Below are 19,993 nucleotides of genomic sequence, written 5' to 3'. Positions count from 1 at the left end.
CAATAACAGCACACATATTGCCAGCAGCCCTATTGATAATACCTGTGACATTTATGGTTCGGGTTTAAATATGTTAATACCTACTATGCCATTGAGCAGAATCCTGGAGTTGAACGGAAGCTCAACCCATTGCGGCGAGTTCACATCGCTACCGGCTACTTCCAGTTCGTTGATCAGGGTACGTTCGCCAAAAGATGCCATGTAAAACTTGCCATCAGCTTTATTTAATCGGATGCGCAGGTGCGGGGTGTTCACCCATTCAGACGGTACCTTAAACACGGCCTGCTCGTCCCTTTCCTCATCACTGCCCGATACAACAATATCATCATCCTTGATCAGGTACTCCACCTTGCGGCCAACAAACTGCTTATCGGGCATAATGGTTTCCAGCCGGGCCAGTACTTTGGTTCCGGGCTTAACTACGTCCTTTTCATTGTGCTGCAGGTCGTTGGCATAAGGCAATTCGTAATAACCTTCGCTGTAATAAGTAAAGCCTTTTAAAACCTCGTTACTGATATCCAAGGTTTGGGCAACACCCGTTTGGCGCGGAATGAAGGTAACCCGCAGGTTCTCATCTTTTTTAGCGCTTGTGCCGGGCAGCAGTTTGCCTATAAAACCCTTATCGCCGCGTTTATAATCCGGGTGCGATACCAGCCTGAATACCCATTTTGAGCTTGAAGGTTCCACCTTTTTGCCTACTTCCTGATGTTCGCGCAGCAATTCATAAAACTTCTTTACCGATTCATTAACGATAATGCCGAACAAGCCAGAGCGGTTATTTACAAAATCCTGGTAATCTTCCTCGTTAAAGCTGATGATAAATTCATGGTAAAAAACTATCCTGTCGGCAAAAGAAAGCTGCTTGATCGACTCCTTGAATTTTTCGATGATGTATAAATACACGTCATCGGGCGTTAGCGCTTTTATTTTTACAGCCTCCTCGTTTACAGGTTTTCCGTTTGGTAAAAACCAGTCCTGAAGGCCTATCCGTTTCCAAAATGTTGATTTAGGTTCCATTCTGTATATGCTAAATCATTAAAAGTTTAAGTTAGAGGTATCCGCTTTTTTCACGCTATCGCGATAAAACTGCGTATCTTCCTTTTGTTGTTTTGCCCGTTGTATGTTACGCAATATCGAATCGGCGGTTGAATCAACTTCAGGCGGAATATTGCTCTCATCTTTGTAATCACTGGCCTTAGGCTGCTGTACAGAGTCTTTTTTTGGGGAGGGAATAATTTTATTACCTGCGGCCGAATCGGTTGCCTTTTTTGAAGGCTTAAACAGCCTGTTAACCACCCCATTATAAATACGCCCGCCAAACTTATCCATCACCACTGCAGAGAAAACGGTGAAACCGCAAAGCAATATCATGAACAAAACAAAAATTGGCTTTGACATGCGCACCGCTTTATTGTCCACAGGTTCGCTGTTAACTACCTGTGCCGGTTGCTTGTTCTCGTTTTCCTGGTAATATAGCACCAGCCCCTGCAGGCGTTCATTTTCCTTCAATAAAACTTCGGTATTCCACGATTCATCGGGGTGCGTTGGGCTGATAGCGCCGATACTGCCCTGCATCAAAGCTTCCTGCAATTCAATGCCGTTGGCATACCGGTTATTGATGTCTTTTTGCAGGCATTTAGCCACAATCTGTAATAACCAGGCCGGAACCTGCATCTGCATTTCCTTTTTCTCGTCCGACCAGCTTTCGGGCAGGTTTTTGCGGCGCAGCTCCATTACATCAGGTATCTCCGACTCCATGTGGGCCAGCATCACGGCGTTGCGTGCTGTTTCGCCATTATCTTTTAGCGGGAAAGGCACCTGCCCGCCAATCAATTCATACAGGATGATGCCGTAGCTGTACACATCTGTTTGGAAATACATCAGGCCTTCATTTTGCTCGGGTGCCATAAATTCAATAGCGCCCGCATGACGGATACTGGTACGGCGCTGATCATCAGACATGGCCGAAAGACCAAAATCAAGCAGCACGTAGTTACCGGTATGTACGTTGAACTTTACATTGTTGCTTTTGATGTCGCCGTGCTTTACCGAAACCTTGTGACAGTGCGATAACGCGTTTGCCAGCTGATCGGCCAGTTTAATGATCTCTTTAATGCTGAAGATAGCCTCATGGGGTGGTTTCAGCAGGTCTTCCAGATCGGGACCATCAATATATTCCATTTCGATAAACGGGAACGAACCACTTTCGGTAATGCCCGAATTAAGGATCTTAACCACATTTGGGTTAGGCTCTTCGTTTACCTTTTTTAGTTTTTCGACCTCGTTCTGGAAATTGCGAAAATTTTTATCGTCGGTGCTTTCGGTATGAATAGGAGTGGGCAGGAGCTTTACCGCTGTGATAATAGGCCCATAGCGGCGACCTTTATAAACAGAGCCCTGACCGCCCGTTCGTAAAGCCCCCATGTTTTCCAAACCTTCGGTAATAGTAAATACTTTGCTCATTGAGTTATACTTGGGGAATGAGTATTCGTGACAAATATTAAAAACTTTTTACTCAACATAACGCAGGCATTAGTGTTTGGTATAAAAATATAAAAAAATAACCGCTGATTAGGGTGATTTCGTTGATTACGCTGATTATGAATGTTGTCTGAACTCGAATTTATTGAATTAAAAGAATGGACAGAATGCTCAGCAAATTCAATAAATTCGAGTTCAGACGACCATAGTTCATTAATTTACAATTATCTCATCCACCATTAACCATGCCTTTGCCCCGGGAATATACTCACCCGGCGGAATAATCCCTTTGTTGGTTGCTTTTACCCTGATATATCTTGCTTGCTGTGTTTTGATGTTTGCCCTTACCGCGTTGATGCCGTTATCCGGGAAATCTGTCTGGCGGTAAACTTCGGTATAATTGCTTCCATCTGTTGATACCTCGAACGTAAGCAATGTTGGCTCCCACATTTTTTGCCAGTGGTATTTTAGGATATTGATACCCAGTTTTGATATGCTTTGCACGTTTCCAAGGTCAACTACCGCTTCAAGGTCATCTCCGCTGAAGCCATACCATTGCCCGTCATTATAAAGCTTGCTGCCGAAGATGCCGTTCACTAAACCAAAGGTATTACCCGGATTAAACCCTCCCTGCGGCTGGTTTTTAAGCGTTACCGTTTTGCCTATGGCCTTGTGAATGGTAAATGACTTTTCATAGGTTCGGCCCTGCTGCCTGCCATTATTAAAAACAGCTGCTTTAATAATGCCTGGTGATGCTATTGTAATTGCACCTGTGTAACCTTTGCTGTTTAAGCCTGGCTCAGTACCATCTGTTGTATAAAATATTTTAGCGCCGGGTAAAGTTGTTTGGAGATTTAACGCTACCTGATGATCTGCAGTTTCTGTTACCGAATCGATGATCTCATCAAATACATCAGCCGCGTTTATATTTAGCTTTTTGAGCAAAGGCTGCTGGTACCGTAGTCGTTTCAAAAAATCCGGATAGCTTTTATTTTCCTTCGAACTCCAGGCAACTTCGGCCAAAGCCAGCATTCGCGGGAACAATTGCCGCTCGGCCTGTGCGGGGCTGGCCATGTATTCGCTCCATGCGTTGGCTTGTACACCTTTAATATATTTTGCTTCCTCTCCGCTTAATTCATTAGTTATTGGTTCGTAATTATAGACCTTGCTTAATGGCGTGTATCCGCCGCCGGCTAATGGCTCGGCCGGGTAAAGTGACTGGTAGTAATCCAGGTATACATATTTTTCGGGCGTCATGATGGCATCATGATGCTGTTTGGCGGCGGCTATGCCGCCCTCTTCGCCAGTCCAGCTCATGACGGTTGCACCAGGGGTAAGCCCGCCTTCCAGAATCTCGTCCCAGCCTATGATTTGCCGGCCTTTACTGTTCAGGTATTTTTCCATGCGGCCGATGAAATAACTTTGCAGTTCCTTCTCATCTTTCAGGTGTTCGTCCTTAATGCGCTGCTGGCATTTGGGGCAGACCTTCCATTTGGTTTTAGGGCACTCATCACCGCCGATGTGAATATATTTTGAAGGGAACAAGGGCAGTACCTCATCCATCACATTTTGTAAAAAGGTAAACGTTTCGTCGTTGCCGGCGCAATACACATCGTCAAAAATGCCCCAATAGGTAGCGGTTTTATACGGACCGCCAGTACAGCCCAATTGCGGGTAAGCAGCCAGCGCCGCCAACGCATGGCCCGGCATTTCAATTTCCGGTATTACGGTAATGTGCCTTTGGGTGGCATACTTTACAATTTCCTTAACCTCATCCTGGGTATAATAACCGCCATAACGTACGCCATCAAACTTATGCGGACTATCCTTTTTATGACCGATAATAGTTTCATCGCGGTAAGCCGAAATGCTTTGCAGTAAAGGATATTTTTTTATTTCGATGCGCCAGCCCTGATCATCAGTTAAGTGCCAGTGGAAGGTGTTGATTTTGTATAATGCCAACAAGTCTATCCATTTTTTGATAGCTTCTGGCTTGAAAAAATGACGGCTTACATCTAAATGCATTCCGCGGTATGCAAAACGGGGGTAGTCGGTAATGGTATAGCCTTGTATGGTTACTTTTCCGTTGGTTACCTTTAATAGTTGCGTAAGTGATTGTAGACCGTAAAACACACCGGCTGCATCATGGCCAGCAATATTGATCTGTTTGGCTGTAACAGACAACTTGTATCCTTCGGGATGGGTTACCGCTTCACTGTCAATAGTTAAGTGAATGGAAGGATTCAACTTATGACTTACAGCAAGACTAAAACCGGCAACCGATTTAAAATAGGTGTTAAAAAACGTGAGGTTATCCGCATCGATATCTGGTGCAATCCCAATGAGAGCAGATTTGTTAAACGTAAAAACCTCGTTTGTTTTTACCACTTTAATGGGCCTCGGAATAATACCTTCTTCCTTAACCTGTGCTTGCGTAATCATTGCAAAAAGCATGCACAATAAAATATAACTGAAAAAAATACGGGATGTAAACAGCTTGACCATCAAAGTAAATGTAAAGCCGAATATACTTTTTTTGCGGAAAGGCAGATAAAGAAATTGTTGCACAGGTGGAGGAATCCTTTTGAAATGTAAAGTGAAAAATTTTTACACGAATTTTTGCGTATTAATCGAATTACACGAATTTTTAATTGGGATTAATTTGAGATTCGTGTAATTCGATTAATTGTGGCAGACTTGAAAAGCATTCGTGTGAAAATTTCTTACGTGATTTTTTTAAACACATTAAATGTTTATTTTTTTGCTTCTCATCAAAAAAACACCGCCCCGTTTTTCTTATCCTACATCAAGTGCTACCGGCGATTTTGACCGTAATTTTGAATCATAATAACACAGCAAGTATTAAAATATTTAAAACAAGGAAAACAATGGAAAACACTATAAACGGCATTCACCACATCACTGCAATTGCAGGCAATGCCAAAAAAAACTATGATTTTTATACCCGTGTATTGGGTTTAAGGTTAGTTAAAAAAACCGTAAACTTTGATGATCCTGGTACCTATCACTTATATTATGGCGATGGCAATGGTACTCCCGGCTCCATCCTTACTTTCTTCCCCTGGGAAGGTATCACAGCAGGTCGCCGGGGTGCAAGGCAGGTAACTGAAATTGGTTATTCGGTACCTGAAGGTAGTTTGGATTTCTGGTTGAAAAGGTTTGAAGACAACAATGTGATCTACAACAAACCGGCCGAAAAATTTGGTGAGCAGTATCTTACTTTCCTTGATCCTGATGGTTTGAAATTTGAGCTTATCGTTCCTAAAAAAGCCGATAACCGCACACCATGGGAAACTGCCGAAGTAACTGCTGCCAATGCAACCAAAGGTTTTCACAGCATTACCATTACATCAAATAAAATTGAGGCTACAGCCAAAATATTAACCGGTGTATTAGGCTATCGCTTACTGGAACAACATGTTAACCGCTACAGGTTTATTACCGATGCTGTCGACAATGCAGCTATAGTTGATTTGGTGGAAGTTCCGGGAGAAGTTGCCGGTCATGTAGCAGGTGGTTCTGTTCACCACGTTGCGTTCCGCGTACCTAATGAAAAAGTATTGATGGAATACCGTGAAAAGATAGCCAACCTTGGCTTGCATATCACCGACAAAATAGACAGAAACTATTTCTACTCATTATACTTCCGCGAACCAGGTGGTGTTTTGTTTGAGATAGCAACCGACAACCCAGGCTTCGCGGTTGATGAACCAGCCGAATTATTGGGCACAGGTTTAAAATTACCTGCACAGTATGAAAACCTGCGCGGCGAGTTGGAAAAAACATTACCATCATTAGTTTAATCAAACAGATGTACAGGCACACCAAACAGCTTGTTTCGGCGGGAGTTCCCGCCGAACAGGCCAAAAAAGCCATCATTATGCTGCATGGCCGCGGCGCATCGGCAAGCAGCATGGTCTCGCTTAAAGATCATCTTGAATTAGAGGGGTACGCTATCTATGCACCACAGGCCAATCAACATAGCTGGTATCCCTACAGCTTTATGGCCCCGGTTCAAAATAATCAACCGGCACTTGATTCGGCCCTTGAAGTAATTGACGAACTGGTTGAGGACCTCAGGCAAAAAGGAATAGCACGGGAAGATATCTATTTCCTTGGTTTTTCGCAGGGCGCATGTTTAACGCTTGAATATACCGGCCGAAATGCCGGCAGGTACGGGGGGATTATCGCTTTCACCGGCGGATTGATAGGAGAGAAGCTGGTTAAGGAAAGCTACAAAGGCGATTTTAACAATACCCCGGTACTGGTCACCACCGGCGACCCCGACCCGCATGTACCAGTTAGCAGGGTTAATGACAGTGTTGAAATATTAAAAGAATTAAATGCGGGTGTAACCCTCAAAATATATAAAGGCCGCCAGCATACTATTTCCCATGAAGAAATTGTGTTGGCAAACGAGATACTGAAGAATTGATTGTTTTCAAAGTTGAGTGTTTAAGAGTGGAGAGCTGCCCGGAGGGGCGGCTCTCTTTTTTTTGCCGGATAGTATTGACCAACCTGTATAATAAATAAGTTATGCCTATGCTTTTGATAAGCTTTGTGGTATTTTATATTAATAACCAGTAGTTTGAAATGATGATTAAGTGATTCATAATTAGCAGATAAGCTTATTTTTACTTTTTAAATATATTAAATTAATATTTAAGTAATTTTAGCCTTTGTTTCCCGGACCAACTTAATTAGTAAACTATGCCCGACAAAATTGTGATGAGCGATATGCAGCTCATTAGCCGGTTAAAGGCTGATGATGAAGCGGCGCTTACCATGATTTACAGGAGATATTGGGCTTCACTTTTTAAAGCGGCTTATAATATCTTAAAAGACAGACAGGCATGCGAAGATATTATCCAGGAACTGTTTATTAAGCTTTGGGATTGCCGGGCCGAAGTGGAGATCAATATATCGCTTAAAGCCTATCTGTATGCATCGGTACGTTATGGGGTTTACAGGCAAATCCGCACAGGTACCCCTGTAAGAAGCGAGATTTTTGACGATCTGATAGAACGCCTGCACACTCCAGCTACCCACAACACCATTGAGCATAAAGAACTGTTACTGCAAATAAACCAGGTAATTGATACCCTGCCCGAAAAATGCCGGGAAGTTTACAAGCTGAGCCGCGAAGAATGTCTTAGTCATAAGGAAATAGCCTTGCAGCTAAATATATCCACTAAAACCGTCGAAAATCATTTAACCAAAGCACTTCGCCAGTTACGCGGCTCGTTAGGCTCCGCTTTTATCCTGGAAGCGTTGATGTTTTTTTTAGATAAATAATTCTAATTATTTTATGGTGATCTTTCATGATTGGGTAATATCCCAATCGACGATTGGGAAAATAGCAATGTAAAAACGTTTTCTTTTTCTGGCTGTCATTTACATCTTATGATGCCTCACGTTTACATCATTTAATGTCTCATTTTTTTTTAGTTAGGTGAAAGCTTTGTGACGCCTCTCTTTTAATGAGCCAACTGTGCAGAACGCCGAATTATTAATTATTGCTTCGGTACTCCAAAGGAGAGCTGCCGGTTTGTTTCTTGAATAGTCGGGTGAAATGTTGCGGGTATTTAAAACCCAGTTCATAGGCGATCTCGCTAACGGACTTGTTGGGGTCGAATATCTTTTCTTTCGCCAGATCAATCACTTTTTCCTGAATATATTCATGTGCAGATTTGCCTGTTTCCTTTTTTATCAGTTCCCCAAAATAGTTTGCAGATAAATTGAGTCCATCAGCACAATAAGCAACCGTTGGCAGGCCGATGGTTTGCAGTTTATCCGAACTCAAATATTCATTCAAAAAAGCCTCGAATCTTTCTAGTAAACCTCTGTGTGCTTCGTCACGGGTTATAAATTGCCGGTCATAGAAACGGACACAATAATCAAGAAAGAGTTCAATGGTGCTCACCACTAATTTTTTGCTGTGCTTGTCGATGGCATGTTCTAATTCATAGCGGATCTTGCTGAAGCTATCCAGGACAATCTTCCGTTCACGCTCTGAAAGGTGAAGTGCTTCGTTTACTTTGTAACTAAAAAAACCATAATCCTGTATATGTTTTCCCAAAGATGTGCCTTTGATAAAGTCGGGATGAAAAACCAAGGCATGACCGCTTGGCTGGAAGAGTTCTTCCTTTTGTACCCCAGCCACCTGTCCTGGAGAGAAAAATACCAGTGTGCCCTCCTGGTAATCGTAATTTGCCCTACCGTAAGTCAGGTCACCACAATCCACATCTTTTAAGATGACAACGTATAGCCCGAAATACATCTTATAGCGCTTGCGCGGTGTTGCCTTTGAAAAATCTATGACGCTCACCAATGGGTGCAGCGTCTCTTCATTATTGAAGTCGTTATAAGACTTTACGGTCTCAAACCGGATGATCTCTTCCATATCAATTCCTTATCCTAAACAAATGTAAGCACTCCATCCACCAAATAATCATTACTGCCACCATATCCGAGAAATTGGTAGGTAATACCGTGATCTGTATAAGTGAAGACAAAAAAATAGGCCTGACCTTTGTGCCATCATCTACAATAACAAAAATTATTAAGACATGGACAAGAGAATATTAGGAAAAGACCTGGAAGTTTCAACCCTTGGATTAGGCTGTATGGGTCTAAGCTATGGATATGGCCCGGCTACAGAAAAAACAGAAGCAATCGAATTGATCCGTCGCGCGTTTGAAATTGGCGTAACCTTTTTTGATACCGCTGAAGCCTACGGGCCTTACCTGAATGAAGAAGTGGTTGGCGAGGCATTGGAGCCTTTTCGCAACGAAGTAGTGATCGCCACCAAATTCGGTTTTAAGAACGGTAAGACAAGTGACGGCCTGGACAGCCGCCCTGAAAACATCCGCGCACATACGGAAGCCGCATTAAAGCGTCTGCGTACCGACCGGATCGACCTGCTGTACCAGCACCGTGTTGATCCTAACGTGCCGATGGAAGATGTTGCAGGTGCTGTGAAAGAACTGATCACAGAAGGCAAAGTAAAGCACTTTGGTATGTCGGAAGCCGGTGCAGCCAGCATCCGTAAAGCACACGCCGTTCAACCGGTAACAGCACTGCAAAGTGAATACTCCTTGTGGTGGCGTGAACCTGAGAAGGAAATACTACCGTTATTGGAAGAATTGCACATTGGCTTTGTGCCATTCAGCCCGCTCGGCAAGGGATTTTTAACCGGTGCCATTAACGATAAGACCAGTTTCGATAAAACGGATTTCCGCAATGTGGTGCCGCGCTTTTCGGAAGAAAACCGCCAGGCGAACCAGGGCCTCGTAGATGCCTTAACAGAGATCGCGAAACAAAAAGGCGTAACCAATGCACAGATAGCAATTGCCTGGCTGCTGGCGCAAAAGCCATACATTGTGCCGATACCTGGCACCACCAAGATCAACAGATTAGAAGAGAACATGTCAGCTGCTAAGGTAGTCTTAAGCGAGCAGGATCTCGCGGACATTCAAATCGCACTTGGTCATATCGAGGTTGTCGGCGCACGTTATCCACAACATTTAGCTTATAACCAGGGACGTTAATCATGAAAACTTCAAACAATGTTATCGTATTGACCGGGGCCGGTCAATTAGGTATGGCCATCGTCCGTAGAATGGGTTATGGTAATAAAATATTCGTAGCAGACTGGAAAATAGAAAATGCGCAGGCGATATCCAAGACACTGACGGAAGCCGGTTTTGACGTAGTACCGTTTAAAGTGGACATCTCATCAAGAGAATCTGTTCAGGAACTGATCAAAGCTGCTCAGCAGGAAGGTGAAATTGCGATGCTCATCAATGCGGCAGGTGTTTCACCGAGCCAGGCATCCATTGAACAGATAATGAAGGTTGACCTCTACGGAACTTCACTTTTATTGGAAGAGTTCGGCAAGGTGATCAAACCCGGCGGTACAGGCGTGGTGATCTCCAGCCAGTCAGGGTACCGGATGCCGGCATTAACAGCCGACGAGGACAGGTTGCTGGCAATAACACCGACAGAAGAGTTGCTGCAATTGGAACTGCTTAAACCGGAACACATAAAAGATACGCTGCATGCTTATCAAATGGCAAAACGGGCTAATGGTAAGCGTGTAATGGCAGAAGCTGTAAAATGGGGCAAACGGGGTGCACGCGTTAATGCGATCTCACCGGGTATCATTATTACACCGCTTGCACTTGATGAGATCAACGGTCCAAGAGGTGATTTTTATAAAAACATGTTTGCGAAAAGCCCGGCAGGGCGTCCCGGTATAGCTGATGAAGTTGCCAATGTTGCCGAATTGTTATTGTCGAATGCAGGCGCTTTCATTACCGGTTCCGACTTTTTGATCGATGGTGGTGCAACGGCCTCTTACTTCTACGGAGAATTGGCGCCAAATTCAAACAGCTGATATGAAAGCAATTTCAATAGCGCTTTTGCTGCCCACCGGCACTACGGCATTTGCACAGTCCAAACGTGAAACTGCTTTAAAAGCACTTTCATCGCAGATCTTTCAATGGGAAGTCGGAAGTCATTTTGACTCGCTTGAAAACGTATTGCATAAACGGCTGGTCGTACTCAGTTCAGCGGGCGTGATACAGTCTAAGGCAGCATATCTTGCACGTTTGAAGGGCGGCAACTTTGTGCATAACAGTATTAACGTCGAAGAAAGCGATGTAGTCATCGAACAAAACACGGGCACCGTAACTGGTAAAGGCTTGTTCGATGTAACTGTTGACGGTAAGCAAACTGTACTGCACTTGGCTTACCTTGAAGTATTTACCAGATCGACAACTAAAAGCGCTTGGAAGCTACTGGCATTGCATGCCAGCGTAATACCCGAAAGCAAATGAAAAAAGTGATCATTATCGGGGCGAGCGGAAGCCTTGTCCCATGCGTAATAAAAGACCTGGAAAAACAGCCTGAGGTGGAACTGACGTTGTTTGTGCGAAACAAAAAGCGATTACAGCAAAATGTAGCTGCCAAACACAAAGTGATCGAAGGCGACGCTGCCAACTATAACCATGTTGAAAACGCAATTATCGGCCATGATATTGTTTATGTGAACCTTGCGGGCGATCTGGAAACCATGACTGGAATCATTGTCAAAGCTATGCAGGAAACCGGGGTTAAACGGATCGTCGCGATCAGTTCTATTGGCATCTACAATACGCCTTTACGGGCGATATTAAAGCCATACCGTAAACTTGCGGACATCATCGAAGCATCCGGACTGGATTATACCATTCTTAGACCGGATTGGTTTACCAATGGCAACGAGGTCGAATACGTGCTAACAAAGAAGGGGCAACCGGAAACCGGCACCGCTATTTCCAGAAAAAGTATTGCTGCTTTTATTGCTACCATCATTAAAGATCCGGAACTGCACAAAAATGAAAACCTGGGTATCAGCAAGCCCAATTAATCAATAAAATACATTTACCATGAACCAAGAGAATTTAACTGAACAAGGATTTAAACCCGCCGTTGCAAAATACTTCAGCGGCAAAGCGTATGTTAAAACGCTGGTAGCTACTGATGAGGTGACTAACTGCAATGTAAGTGATGTCTATTTTGAAGCAGGCTGCCACAACAACTGGCATACGCATCCCTCAAACCAGATCCTGCTTGTCAAAGAGGGCGTTTGCTATTACCAGGAAGAAGGAGGCCCAGTACAACATGTTGAAGCCGGTGGCGCGATCAATGTTTTGCCGGGCATCAGACATTGGCACGGTGCTTCACCCGATGCCCCGATGATCCACGTCGCCATTAACATCAATGCGGAAAAAGGAGTGGTCAACTGGATGGAGCCAGTATCAGATAACGAATATTCAAATCAAAACAATTAACAGCAATCAATGAGCACTACAGTAAAAGCATATGGAACAGAAGCAGTCGATGTAGCACTGCATGAAATAGACATTCAGCGCCGCGCTTTACAAGCACACGACGTAGAGATGGAAATCTTGTACTGTGGTATCTGCCACAGCGACCTTCACCAGATCAAAAATGATTTTGGCGGAACGCAATGGCCTATCGTTCCTGGTCACGAAATTGTAGGCCGGGTAACAGCCGTAGGTGATCATGTAAAAAACTTCAGGGTTGGTGAACTGGCAGCAGTTGGTTGTATTGTCGACAGTTGCGGGCATTGCGAATATTGCAATGACGGCATCGAGCAGTTCTGCGAAGAAGGCGTAACCTTCTCTTTCAACAGTGAAGACAAAGTATCAGGCGGACATACTTTTGGCGGTTTTTCTAAAACCTATGTATGTAATGAACGGTATGTATTGCATATGCCGGAGTTCCAAAACCTTGCTTCAGCTGCACCGCTGCTTTGCGCAGGTATCACCGTTTACTCCCCTTTAAAACATTGGGGTGCTGGTCCCGGCAAAAAGGTTGGTATACTGGGTATCGGCGGCTTAGGTCACTTAGCTATTAAAATAGCTAAAGCGATGGGTGCGCATGTTACAGTGTTTACCACATCACCATCCAAAGTCGAAGATGCTAAACGTTTAGGTGCAGATGAAGCAGTGTTATCATCAGATGCCGAACAAATGGCTCAATATGGACGCAAGTTGCATTTCATTATTGACACCGTATCTGCAAAGCATGATGTAAACGCCTATCTGAATTTGCTGCGCCATGATGGTGCTGTTGTATTGGTTGGTTTACCTCCTGAACCACTGGAAGTACAAGCTTTTGGTGTGATCGTAGGCAACAGAAGCTTTGCCGGTTCAAACATTGGCGGCATTCCTGAAACCCAGGAAATGCTGGACTTTTGCTTTAAACATAATATCGTATCGGAATCAGAGATCATTGATATCCAATATGTGAACGAAGCTTTTGAACGGCTGGAAAAAGGTGACGTCAAATATCGCTTTGTTATCGATATGGCATCGCTTCAAAATTGATCGAAAAAACGTAATTACCAAAAGCCACCGATGTCCGGTGGCTTTTTCATTGAATAATATCCTCAAAACGGTTGTTAAACTGTCTCACTAAATGTGAAAAAACTGTCTCATTAAAAAAGAAAACTCACAAATATTTTAATTTTTTCATTTCGGCGTAGGGGATACCCCCGTTTTTTTACTCTCCTTATCAAAACCACATTTGTGCAACAGGGAGAATTTTTACAACTGATAGATAAATACCTGGCCGGGCAGGCAACTGCCGCGGAGAAGGAGCAGTTGTTGAATTTTTTCGAAAGCTTTCAGGGTGATACCGACGAATGGGATGAAAAAATAATTGGTGTAAAACAGGAACTGGAAGACCGCATGTTAAACAACATCAGGCAGGCGATAGCCGAACCGGTGGCTAACAAGGGTCCAAAAGTTATAAGGTTACATTTTTTCAGAAATGTTGCCGCTGCTGTTATCCTGTTGGCTGTGTCGGGCACTGCTGTTTATCATTGGTGTATTAAACATGAACAGCAACAATTAGCCGTTCAAAACAAAGCAGTTGTAAAACATGACGTTGAGCCTGGCGATAACAGGGCTGTTTTAACCCTTGCCAATGGCTCCAAACTGATACTCGATTCGGCTAAGATCGGCTTGCTGAATCAATCGGGTAACACCAGCATTAATAAAACGCAGGATGGGCAGGTGGTTTACACCGCGGATAAAGATCAACAGCAAAATGGACCGGTTGCCTATAACACCATTAGCACCCCCAGGGGCGGCCAGTACCGGGTAGTGCTTCCTGATGGTTCAAAAGTTTGGCTTAACTCTGCCTCTTCACTGAAATTCCCTACGGCATTTACAGGTACCGAACGTGATGTTGAACTCACCGGTGAAGGATATTTTGAGGTGGCCAAAAATAAGGCGAAGCCTTTTAATGTAAAGGTTAAAGATATTAACGTGGCGGTATTGGGCACGCATTTCAATATCATGGCTTACAACGATGAGGCCGCTGTTAAAACCACTCTTCTTGAAGGATCGGTGAAATTAACACAAGGTAATACGAGCAATTTATTAAAGCCCGGTCAGCAGGGCATTATAAATGATAAAAACATTAAAATTATTGATGTTGATACCGACGAAGCGGTAGCCTGGAAAAATGGTTTCTTTGACTTTGAGCGGGCAAACATACAAGATATTATGAAGCAGCTTTCGAGGTGGTATGGTACCGAAGTAATATACGAAGGTAAAATACCTGATGATGAGTTTGTAGGTAAGATCAGCAGGGATGTAAAACTATCGCAGGTATTGCACATCCTTGAATTAAGCCACGTGCGTTTTAGGATTGAGAACAAAAAAATAATTGTTACGCCTTAAAATACCGGCAGCTGATTTTTAACTGCTAAACCCAAACTATGAAGAAACACTGACGATATAATCTCAAAATATTCCAACCTAAGCTCCCCTTATCTAAATGAAAGAAAAGCCGGAAGCGCTGCAACGCTTCCGGCATAATGAATTGGATCAAGCTTTCCTGAGTTTTCAATAACAGATTTTTTTAACCCAAACATCACGAAGTTATGCATTTAAACTTTACTGGTAAAGTATTTAGTGCCTTTGGTACACATTCAAAACTGTTTTTGACGATGAGATTAACCGTCTTATTATTAACCCTCGGCTGCCTGCAGCTCAGTGCTAAAAGTTTTTCACAATCCATAACCCTGAATGCGAGGGGGATAGCGCTTGATAAAGCTTTTAAAGCAATTGAAAAGCAAAGCGGCTATTATTTCTTTTACAGGTATAAGGATATTTCAAAAACCAAACCGGTTAATCTTTCACTAACTAACGCTTCATTACAGGAAGCGTTACAGCAATGCTTTAAGGATGAGCCTTTAACGTATGTTATTGATGATAAAAATATCATTGTAAATAAAAAGAAAACGCCCGATGTAAGCACTGCCCAGGTACCCATAACCATAAGCGGTATTGTGGTAGATGATAAAAATCAGCCTTTACCGGGTGTTAATGTTAAAGTAAAAGGCACCAATGTTGGTGCCATAACCGGGGTGGACGGTAAGTATTCCCTAAATGCCGAAGATAATGCAGTCTTGGTATTTACATTTATCGGTTTCCAAACCAAAGAAGAACCGGTTAATAAAAGAACAACTATCAACGTTGTTTTGAGTGAGGATAACAAGGAATTAAAAGAGGTAGTTGTTGTAGGCTATGGTAACCAGGAGCGTAAGGATGTAACGGGCGCTGTAGGTTCGGTAAAAATGGGCAACATCAAAGAGATCAAAACGGCGAGTCTTGATTTGAAACTGGCCGGCCAACTCGCGGGCGTAACCGTAAACCAGGTAACCGGTACTCCGGGTGGTGGTGTATCGGTAAATATACGTGGTGCCGGTTCAGTGGGTGCAGGTGATGACCCTTTATATGTAATAGATGGATTCCCCATTTCTCCGGGGTTTGATCAATATCAAAACCCTTTAAGTACCATCAACCCCGACGATATAGAAAATATCAGCGTATTGAAAGACGCTGCTTCTACAGCTATTTATGGTTCGCGCGGTTCAAACGGTGTAATATTGATTACTACCAGGAGGGCAAAAAAAGGAGAGTCATCAGTTACGGTAAATACTTCAACAGGGATCCAAACCATATTGCCTAAAAGCAAATTAAAAATGATGACCGCTGAGCAATTTGCACAGTGGCGTAAGGAGGCTATACAGGATGCCAATGCTGTTAACGGAACAAACAACCCGATTCCCGTTGAGTATCAAAATCCGGCAGCTTTAGGCAAGGGAACGGATTGGTTTGACGCAGTAACCAGGGTGGCGCCGATACAGAATTATGATGTAACGGTTTCTAACGGTACTGAAAAAGCACGCTCCTTGTTTTCGATGGGGTATTTCGACCAACGGGGAACGGTACTCAATACCGGGTTTCAGCGCTATTCTTTAAAAGGCACAATGGATGCTGATGTGGCAAAAAACGTTATTGTTGGCTTAAGTATAGCGCCCACGTACAGTTTACGTAACCAGCAGCAAACAGATGGGCATTTTCTGTCGGCAGCATTAAGCCAGGCTTACCTTGAAAGCCCGCTTACCCCCGTAAAACAACCCGATGGTTCGTATACCAATGTTGTAGGATCACCCGGTACTTTCCAGAATGTGAACCCGGTAAGCGCGCTGGTTAATACAACAAACATGTATAAGCAGTTCCGTACGCTGGCCAATGCTTATGTGGAGTGGAAAGTAATTGACGGGCTTACACTACGGTCGACCTTTGGTGTTGACTATCAAAATAGTAACGGTGATTATTTCCGGCCGTCGTTTTTAGGGGGCTTTAATGCACCTAACCGCGATGGTAAACAAGTAAAAGCTGTTGGTTCATTTAACTCATCAAACACTTTTAACTGGCTTAATGAAAATTCAGCTACCTATAAAAAAACTTGGGGCAATCATACATTGACTGTTTTAGGCGATTATTCGATCCAGCAGGAAACCAACCGTTACCGCTTAACATATGGTACAGATTTTCCTGATGATGCAATCCAATCCTTAAGCTCTGCAACAACTATAACCGCAAACACTATTAATGAAGAATGGAGATTGCTATCCGTAATAGGGAGGGTTAACTACGCTTATAAAGATAAATACCTGCTGAGTGCCTCTATCAGGCGCGATGGTTCATCAAGATTTGCCCCTGGGCACAGATGGGGTACGTTTCCTTCGGTTTCGGGCGGATGGCGTATTTCAGATGAATCATTCTTTCCTAAAACTTCTTTTATCGACCAGGTTAAATTTTCGGGCAGTTATGGCCATGCGGGTAACAACAACGTAGCAAGTTATATGTGGGTATCGCAGGTTGACGATACTAATTATACGTTTGGCGGCGCGCTTTCGCCTGGTAAGTCGCTAACAGATCTTGGCAACCAGGAACTTGGCTGGGAAACCACTAAACAGTTTGATTTGGGTGTTGACATCTCGTTGTTAAAAGGCCGTGTTTATTTAATAGCCGAGTATTATAACCGTTATACCGAAAGGATGCTTCAATATATTCCTGTACCGATAGTTTCCGGCTACAGCGGTGCCTTAACAAACGTGGGCAATGTGCGTAACCGGGGCTGGGAATTTACCCTTACAACCAAAAATATAGTTGGCAAAGGGTTTAACTGGAGTACCGATATGAACATTTCGTTCAACCGTAATAAAGTAATTAGCTTGGGCCCTACACCCTACATATATGATGCACCAATTAACGATAACCCTACCAGCATAACGCAGGTGGGGTTACCATTGGGGCAATTTTATGGTTATATTTTTGAAGGAATATTCCAAAACCAGGCCGAACTTGACAAATACCCGCATTTTGACGGTGAACAGGTTGGTAACATCAGGTATAAGGATGTTAATAATGATGGTATCATTGACGGGCATGATCAGGTACCTATCGGTAACCCATGGCCAAAGTTTACTTTCGGTTTCAACAACCACCTATCGTATAAAGGCTTTGACATGAATATCATTTCGGCAGGATCTGTTGGTGGGCATGTATTTGATATGTACAAGCAATTTACCACCAACCTTGATGGGGTATTTAATGTTGAGCAGTCGGTAATACAGCGCTGGCGGTCGCCTCAGCAACCGGGGGCGGGCAAATTGCCAACAACGGTATCTAACACTAACCTTGCACGTGATTATTACCCTTCATATTGGGTTGAAAGTAACTCATACCTGATGGTTAAAAATATTGACCTTGGATATAATTTCAAAACCAAATTCAGCAAGAATTTCAGGGTTTATTTTAGTGCTCAAAATGCTATCCTGATTACAGGCTACAGAGGCGGAAGCCCCGAGGTAGGGATTGAGGGGCAGGATGGCAACCGCTCTTTATCGCCCAATGTAAACTTTACAGGTTATCCGGTTTCGGCTGTTTATACATTGGGGTGTAACGTGACATTTTAAAGTATAAAAGCTTTTAACGGATCAATTGATAAGTTCAAACTTTAACAACTGAAAAGCATGAAAAAATACATATACCTTTTGGTTTTTCTTTGTGTTGCGATGTTAAGCAACTGTAAAAAAGATTATCTGAGTCTTCAGCCCACCGATACTCAAAATGGTATTAACTTTTTTAAAACCAAATCTCAGTTCATTCAGGCCACTAATGGTGCATATGCTCCGCTTCAGGGCTTATATAATGGTTCATTTTGGGCCATGGCCGAAATGCGTTCTGATAATACCTCATACGAGTATGACCCATATGACCGTTCGGGTACAGGTAACGAAGAAATAGATGAATTCCGGGAGTTGAATAACAACGGTATGGTAGAGTCTTTCTTTAACGCTTGCTATATAGGTATTGGCCGGTGTAATGTTATTCTTGAGCGTTTGCCCGCTGCTAAACTTGATGTTGGAGTTGCAGATACGATAGCCGGACAGGCATCGTTTTTAAGGGCGTTTAACTATTTTAATATTGTGCGTATGTTTGGCGATGCCCCCCTGGTACTTACAGAAGCGCAATCTGTAGCTGATGCTTTTAAAGTTGCTACTAAAAGTCCGGTCGCTAAAATTTACACCCAGATAATAGCTGACGCGCAAACTGCCATTGCCAAGTTGCCGGTGAAGTATATAGCCGGTACCGATAAGGGACGTGTAACCAAGGGCACAGCCGAAACTATGCTGGCCGAAGTTTACATGACTCAAAAGAAATTTGATTTGGCCATCCCGCTGCTTCGTGCTGTTATTTCATCGGGTGTTTATAGCCTGAATGCTGATTATGCCGATAACTTTGATATTCATAAAGAAAACGGCCCTGAATCGATATTTGAGATCCAGTATATTGAAGGCCCGAATGGTTTGGGCAGCGATTTCGTAGACACATTTATCCCCTGGGATTATTATGATACTGATATTACCGGTCATGAAATAGCTAATGGGGCTCAAAATGGCTGGAACATCCCTACCCAGGACCTTGTAAATGCTTATGAAGAAGGTGATAAAAGGAGGGATGCTTCGTTGACTGATTTTACATCAGATGAGTACGGCATCGATCTGCCTTTCATAAAGAAGTATCAGAGCATTGCGTCGGTACAAGGCATTACCGGCAACAACTTCCCGGTTTATCGTTATGCAGATGTTTATCTGATGCTTGCGGAGTGTTTAAACGAACAGGGCTTCGCAGCAGGTGGCGATGCTTTCAAATACCTGAACCTGGTTAGGCAGCGCGCCGGTCTTGAACCTAAATCAATGGGCAATGCCAATCCCGATTTAAATGTTTCCAGTCAGGATGAATTTCGCGCTGCCGTGGCGCACGAACGCCAGGTTGAACTTGCCTTTGAAAATCACCGCTGGTTTGATCTTTTACGTACAGGTAAAGCAACAGAGGTAATGAAAGCGCATGCTACCCACGAACGGGCGTATAAAAATAGCTCATGGCAAATTAATTCTGCTGCCTATAACAATATCCGTTTGCTTTTCCAATATCCTGTTAATGAGGCTAACCTCGAACATTAATAATGTTACATGGCCGGGGTGAAACTTTTACCGGGCTATATTACGTTTATAGGTGTATATTGCGATGAACGCACATTTTGTGGGCAG

Annotated in this window: 16 protein-coding genes; 12 read left to right on the top strand and 4 right to left on the bottom strand. The window is 43.4% G+C overall.

Annotated elements, in window-relative coordinates; genetic code table 11:
• Positions 1-51: 51 nt before the first annotated feature.
• The 3 genes from ACEN82_RS18640 to ACEN82_RS18630 all read right to left on the bottom strand — a co-directional run bounded on the left by ACEN82_RS18640 (position 52) and on the right by ACEN82_RS18630 (position 4,923).
• A complete protein-coding gene (locus tag ACEN82_RS18640; RefSeq protein WP_188832904.1) occupies positions 52-1,017 on the bottom strand; it encodes a hypothetical protein in 966 nt (321 codons plus the stop codon).
• A gap of 18 nt (positions 1,018-1,035) precedes the next feature.
• Positions 1,036-2,463 (bottom strand): serine/threonine protein kinase, encoded by a 1,428-nt coding sequence (locus tag ACEN82_RS18635; protein ID WP_413321671.1) that lies wholly within the window; start codon positions 2,461-2,463, stop codon positions 1,036-1,038.
• A 231-nt stretch (positions 2,464-2,694) separates the two neighbouring features.
• Positions 2,695-4,923, bottom strand: coding sequence for a glycoside hydrolase family 20 protein (locus ACEN82_RS18630; protein WP_413321670.1), 2,229 nt, complete (start codon positions 4,921-4,923; stop codon positions 2,695-2,697).
• Between the two features lie 446 nt (positions 4,924-5,369).
• Here ACEN82_RS18630 and ACEN82_RS18625 point away from each other — a divergent pair, with 446 nt between their 5' ends.
• The 3 genes from ACEN82_RS18625 to ACEN82_RS18615 all read left to right on the top strand — a co-directional run bounded on the left by ACEN82_RS18625 (position 5,370) and on the right by ACEN82_RS18615 (position 7,797).
• The gene (locus tag ACEN82_RS18625; protein ID WP_091172453.1) at positions 5,370-6,305 is read left to right on the top strand and encodes a ring-cleaving dioxygenase; all 936 of its coding nucleotides are present in this window, start codon (positions 5,370-5,372) and stop codon (positions 6,303-6,305) included.
• An 8-nt stretch (positions 6,306-6,313) separates the two neighbouring features.
• Complete coding sequence (locus ACEN82_RS18620; RefSeq protein ID WP_413321669.1) at positions 6,314-6,937, top strand: alpha/beta hydrolase; 624 nt, start codon at positions 6,314-6,316, stop codon at positions 6,935-6,937.
• A gap of 275 nt (positions 6,938-7,212) precedes the next feature.
• Complete coding sequence (locus tag ACEN82_RS18615) at positions 7,213-7,797, top strand: RNA polymerase sigma-70 factor (protein ID WP_090531831.1); 585 nt, start codon at positions 7,213-7,215, stop codon at positions 7,795-7,797.
• 214 nt (positions 7,798-8,011) lie between these two features.
• Here ACEN82_RS18615 and ACEN82_RS18610 read toward each other — a convergent pair whose 3' ends face one another.
• On the bottom strand, positions 8,012-8,905 hold the full coding sequence (locus tag ACEN82_RS18610) for a helix-turn-helix domain-containing protein (protein ID WP_090531829.1): 894 nt from the start codon (positions 8,903-8,905) through the stop codon (positions 8,012-8,014).
• A 166-nt stretch (positions 8,906-9,071) separates the two neighbouring features.
• Here ACEN82_RS18610 and ACEN82_RS18605 point away from each other — a divergent pair, with 166 nt between their 5' ends.
• The 9 genes from ACEN82_RS18605 (at position 9,072) to ACEN82_RS18565 (ending at position 19,906) form a co-directional block, all read left to right on the top strand.
• Positions 9,072-10,052, top strand: a complete 981-nt coding sequence (locus tag ACEN82_RS18605; RefSeq protein ID WP_413321668.1) for an aldo/keto reductase — start codon at positions 9,072-9,074, stop codon at positions 10,050-10,052.
• A 2-nt stretch (positions 10,053-10,054) separates the two neighbouring features.
• On the top strand, positions 10,055-10,900 hold the full coding sequence (locus ACEN82_RS18600; RefSeq protein ID WP_090531825.1) for an SDR family oxidoreductase: 846 nt from the start codon (positions 10,055-10,057) through the stop codon (positions 10,898-10,900).
• 1 nt (position 10,901) lies between these two features.
• A complete protein-coding gene (locus ACEN82_RS18595; RefSeq protein WP_413321667.1) occupies positions 10,902-11,342 on the top strand; it encodes a nuclear transport factor 2 family protein in 441 nt (146 codons plus the stop codon).
• Positions 11,339-11,914: an NAD(P)H-binding protein gene (locus ACEN82_RS18590; RefSeq protein WP_413321666.1), complete on the top strand. Its 576-nt coding sequence runs from the start codon at positions 11,339-11,341 to the stop codon at positions 11,912-11,914. Before ACEN82_RS18595 ends, ACEN82_RS18590 begins: the two co-directional genes overlap by 4 nt.
• Before the next feature lie 19 nt (positions 11,915-11,933).
• Positions 11,934-12,338, top strand: a complete 405-nt coding sequence (locus ACEN82_RS18585; RefSeq protein WP_413321665.1) for a cupin domain-containing protein — start codon at positions 11,934-11,936, stop codon at positions 12,336-12,338.
• Positions 12,339-12,347: 9 nt separating this feature from the next.
• Positions 12,348-13,400 (top strand): NAD(P)-dependent alcohol dehydrogenase, encoded by a 1,053-nt coding sequence (locus ACEN82_RS18580; protein WP_413321664.1) that lies wholly within the window; start codon positions 12,348-12,350, stop codon positions 13,398-13,400.
• Positions 13,401-13,601: 201 nt separating this feature from the next.
• A complete protein-coding gene (locus ACEN82_RS18575) occupies positions 13,602-14,762 on the top strand; it encodes a FecR family protein (RefSeq protein ID WP_413321663.1) in 1,161 nt (386 codons plus the stop codon).
• A 203-nt stretch (positions 14,763-14,965) separates the two neighbouring features.
• The gene (locus ACEN82_RS18570; RefSeq protein ID WP_413321662.1) at positions 14,966-18,355 is read left to right on the top strand and encodes a TonB-dependent receptor; all 3,390 of its coding nucleotides are present in this window, start codon (positions 14,966-14,968) and stop codon (positions 18,353-18,355) included.
• A 57-nt stretch (positions 18,356-18,412) separates the two neighbouring features.
• Entirely contained in the window at positions 18,413-19,906 is a 1,494-nt protein-coding gene (locus ACEN82_RS18565; RefSeq protein ID WP_413321661.1) for a RagB/SusD family nutrient uptake outer membrane protein, read from the top strand.
• Positions 19,907-19,993: the final 87 nt, after the last annotated feature.

The organism is Mucilaginibacter sp. Mucisp73, from assembly GCF_059491465.1.
Note: the sequence above shows the minus strand (reverse complement) of the source record. Positions and strands in the feature narration are given on the sequence as shown.

What these genes read in the sequence shown, in the direction of transcription:
- ACEN82_RS18640 (WP_188832904.1), bottom strand. Translation starts at nt 1,017, where the DNA reads ATGGAACCTAAATCAACATTTTGGAAACGGATAGGCCTTCAGGACTGG.
- ACEN82_RS18635 (WP_413321671.1), bottom strand. Translation starts at nt 2,463, where the DNA reads ATGAGCAAAGTATTTACTATTACCGAAGGTTTGGAAAACATGGGGGCT.
- ACEN82_RS18630 (WP_413321670.1), bottom strand. Translation starts at nt 4,923, where the DNA reads ATGATTACGCAAGCACAGGTTAAGGAAGAAGGTATTATTCCGAGGCCC.
- ACEN82_RS18625 (WP_091172453.1), top strand. Translation starts at nt 5,370, where the DNA reads ATGGAAAACACTATAAACGGCATTCACCACATCACTGCAATTGCAGGC.
- ACEN82_RS18620 (WP_413321669.1), top strand. Translation starts at nt 6,314, where the DNA reads ATGTACAGGCACACCAAACAGCTTGTTTCGGCGGGAGTTCCCGCCGAA.
- ACEN82_RS18615 (WP_090531831.1), top strand. Translation starts at nt 7,213, where the DNA reads ATGCCCGACAAAATTGTGATGAGCGATATGCAGCTCATTAGCCGGTTA.
- ACEN82_RS18610 (WP_090531829.1), bottom strand. Translation starts at nt 8,905, where the DNA reads ATGGAAGAGATCATCCGGTTTGAGACCGTAAAGTCTTATAACGACTTC.
- ACEN82_RS18605 (WP_413321668.1), top strand. Translation starts at nt 9,072, where the DNA reads ATGGACAAGAGAATATTAGGAAAAGACCTGGAAGTTTCAACCCTTGGA.
- ACEN82_RS18600 (WP_090531825.1), top strand. Translation starts at nt 10,055, where the DNA reads ATGAAAACTTCAAACAATGTTATCGTATTGACCGGGGCCGGTCAATTA.
- ACEN82_RS18595 (WP_413321667.1), top strand. Translation starts at nt 10,902, where the DNA reads ATGAAAGCAATTTCAATAGCGCTTTTGCTGCCCACCGGCACTACGGCA.
- ACEN82_RS18590 (WP_413321666.1), top strand. Translation starts at nt 11,339, where the DNA reads ATGAAAAAAGTGATCATTATCGGGGCGAGCGGAAGCCTTGTCCCATGC.
- ACEN82_RS18585 (WP_413321665.1), top strand. Translation starts at nt 11,934, where the DNA reads ATGAACCAAGAGAATTTAACTGAACAAGGATTTAAACCCGCCGTTGCA.
- ACEN82_RS18580 (WP_413321664.1), top strand. Translation starts at nt 12,348, where the DNA reads ATGAGCACTACAGTAAAAGCATATGGAACAGAAGCAGTCGATGTAGCA.
- ACEN82_RS18570 (WP_413321662.1), top strand. Translation starts at nt 14,966, where the DNA reads ATGCATTTAAACTTTACTGGTAAAGTATTTAGTGCCTTTGGTACACAT.
- ACEN82_RS18565 (WP_413321661.1), top strand. Translation starts at nt 18,413, where the DNA reads ATGAAAAAATACATATACCTTTTGGTTTTTCTTTGTGTTGCGATGTTA.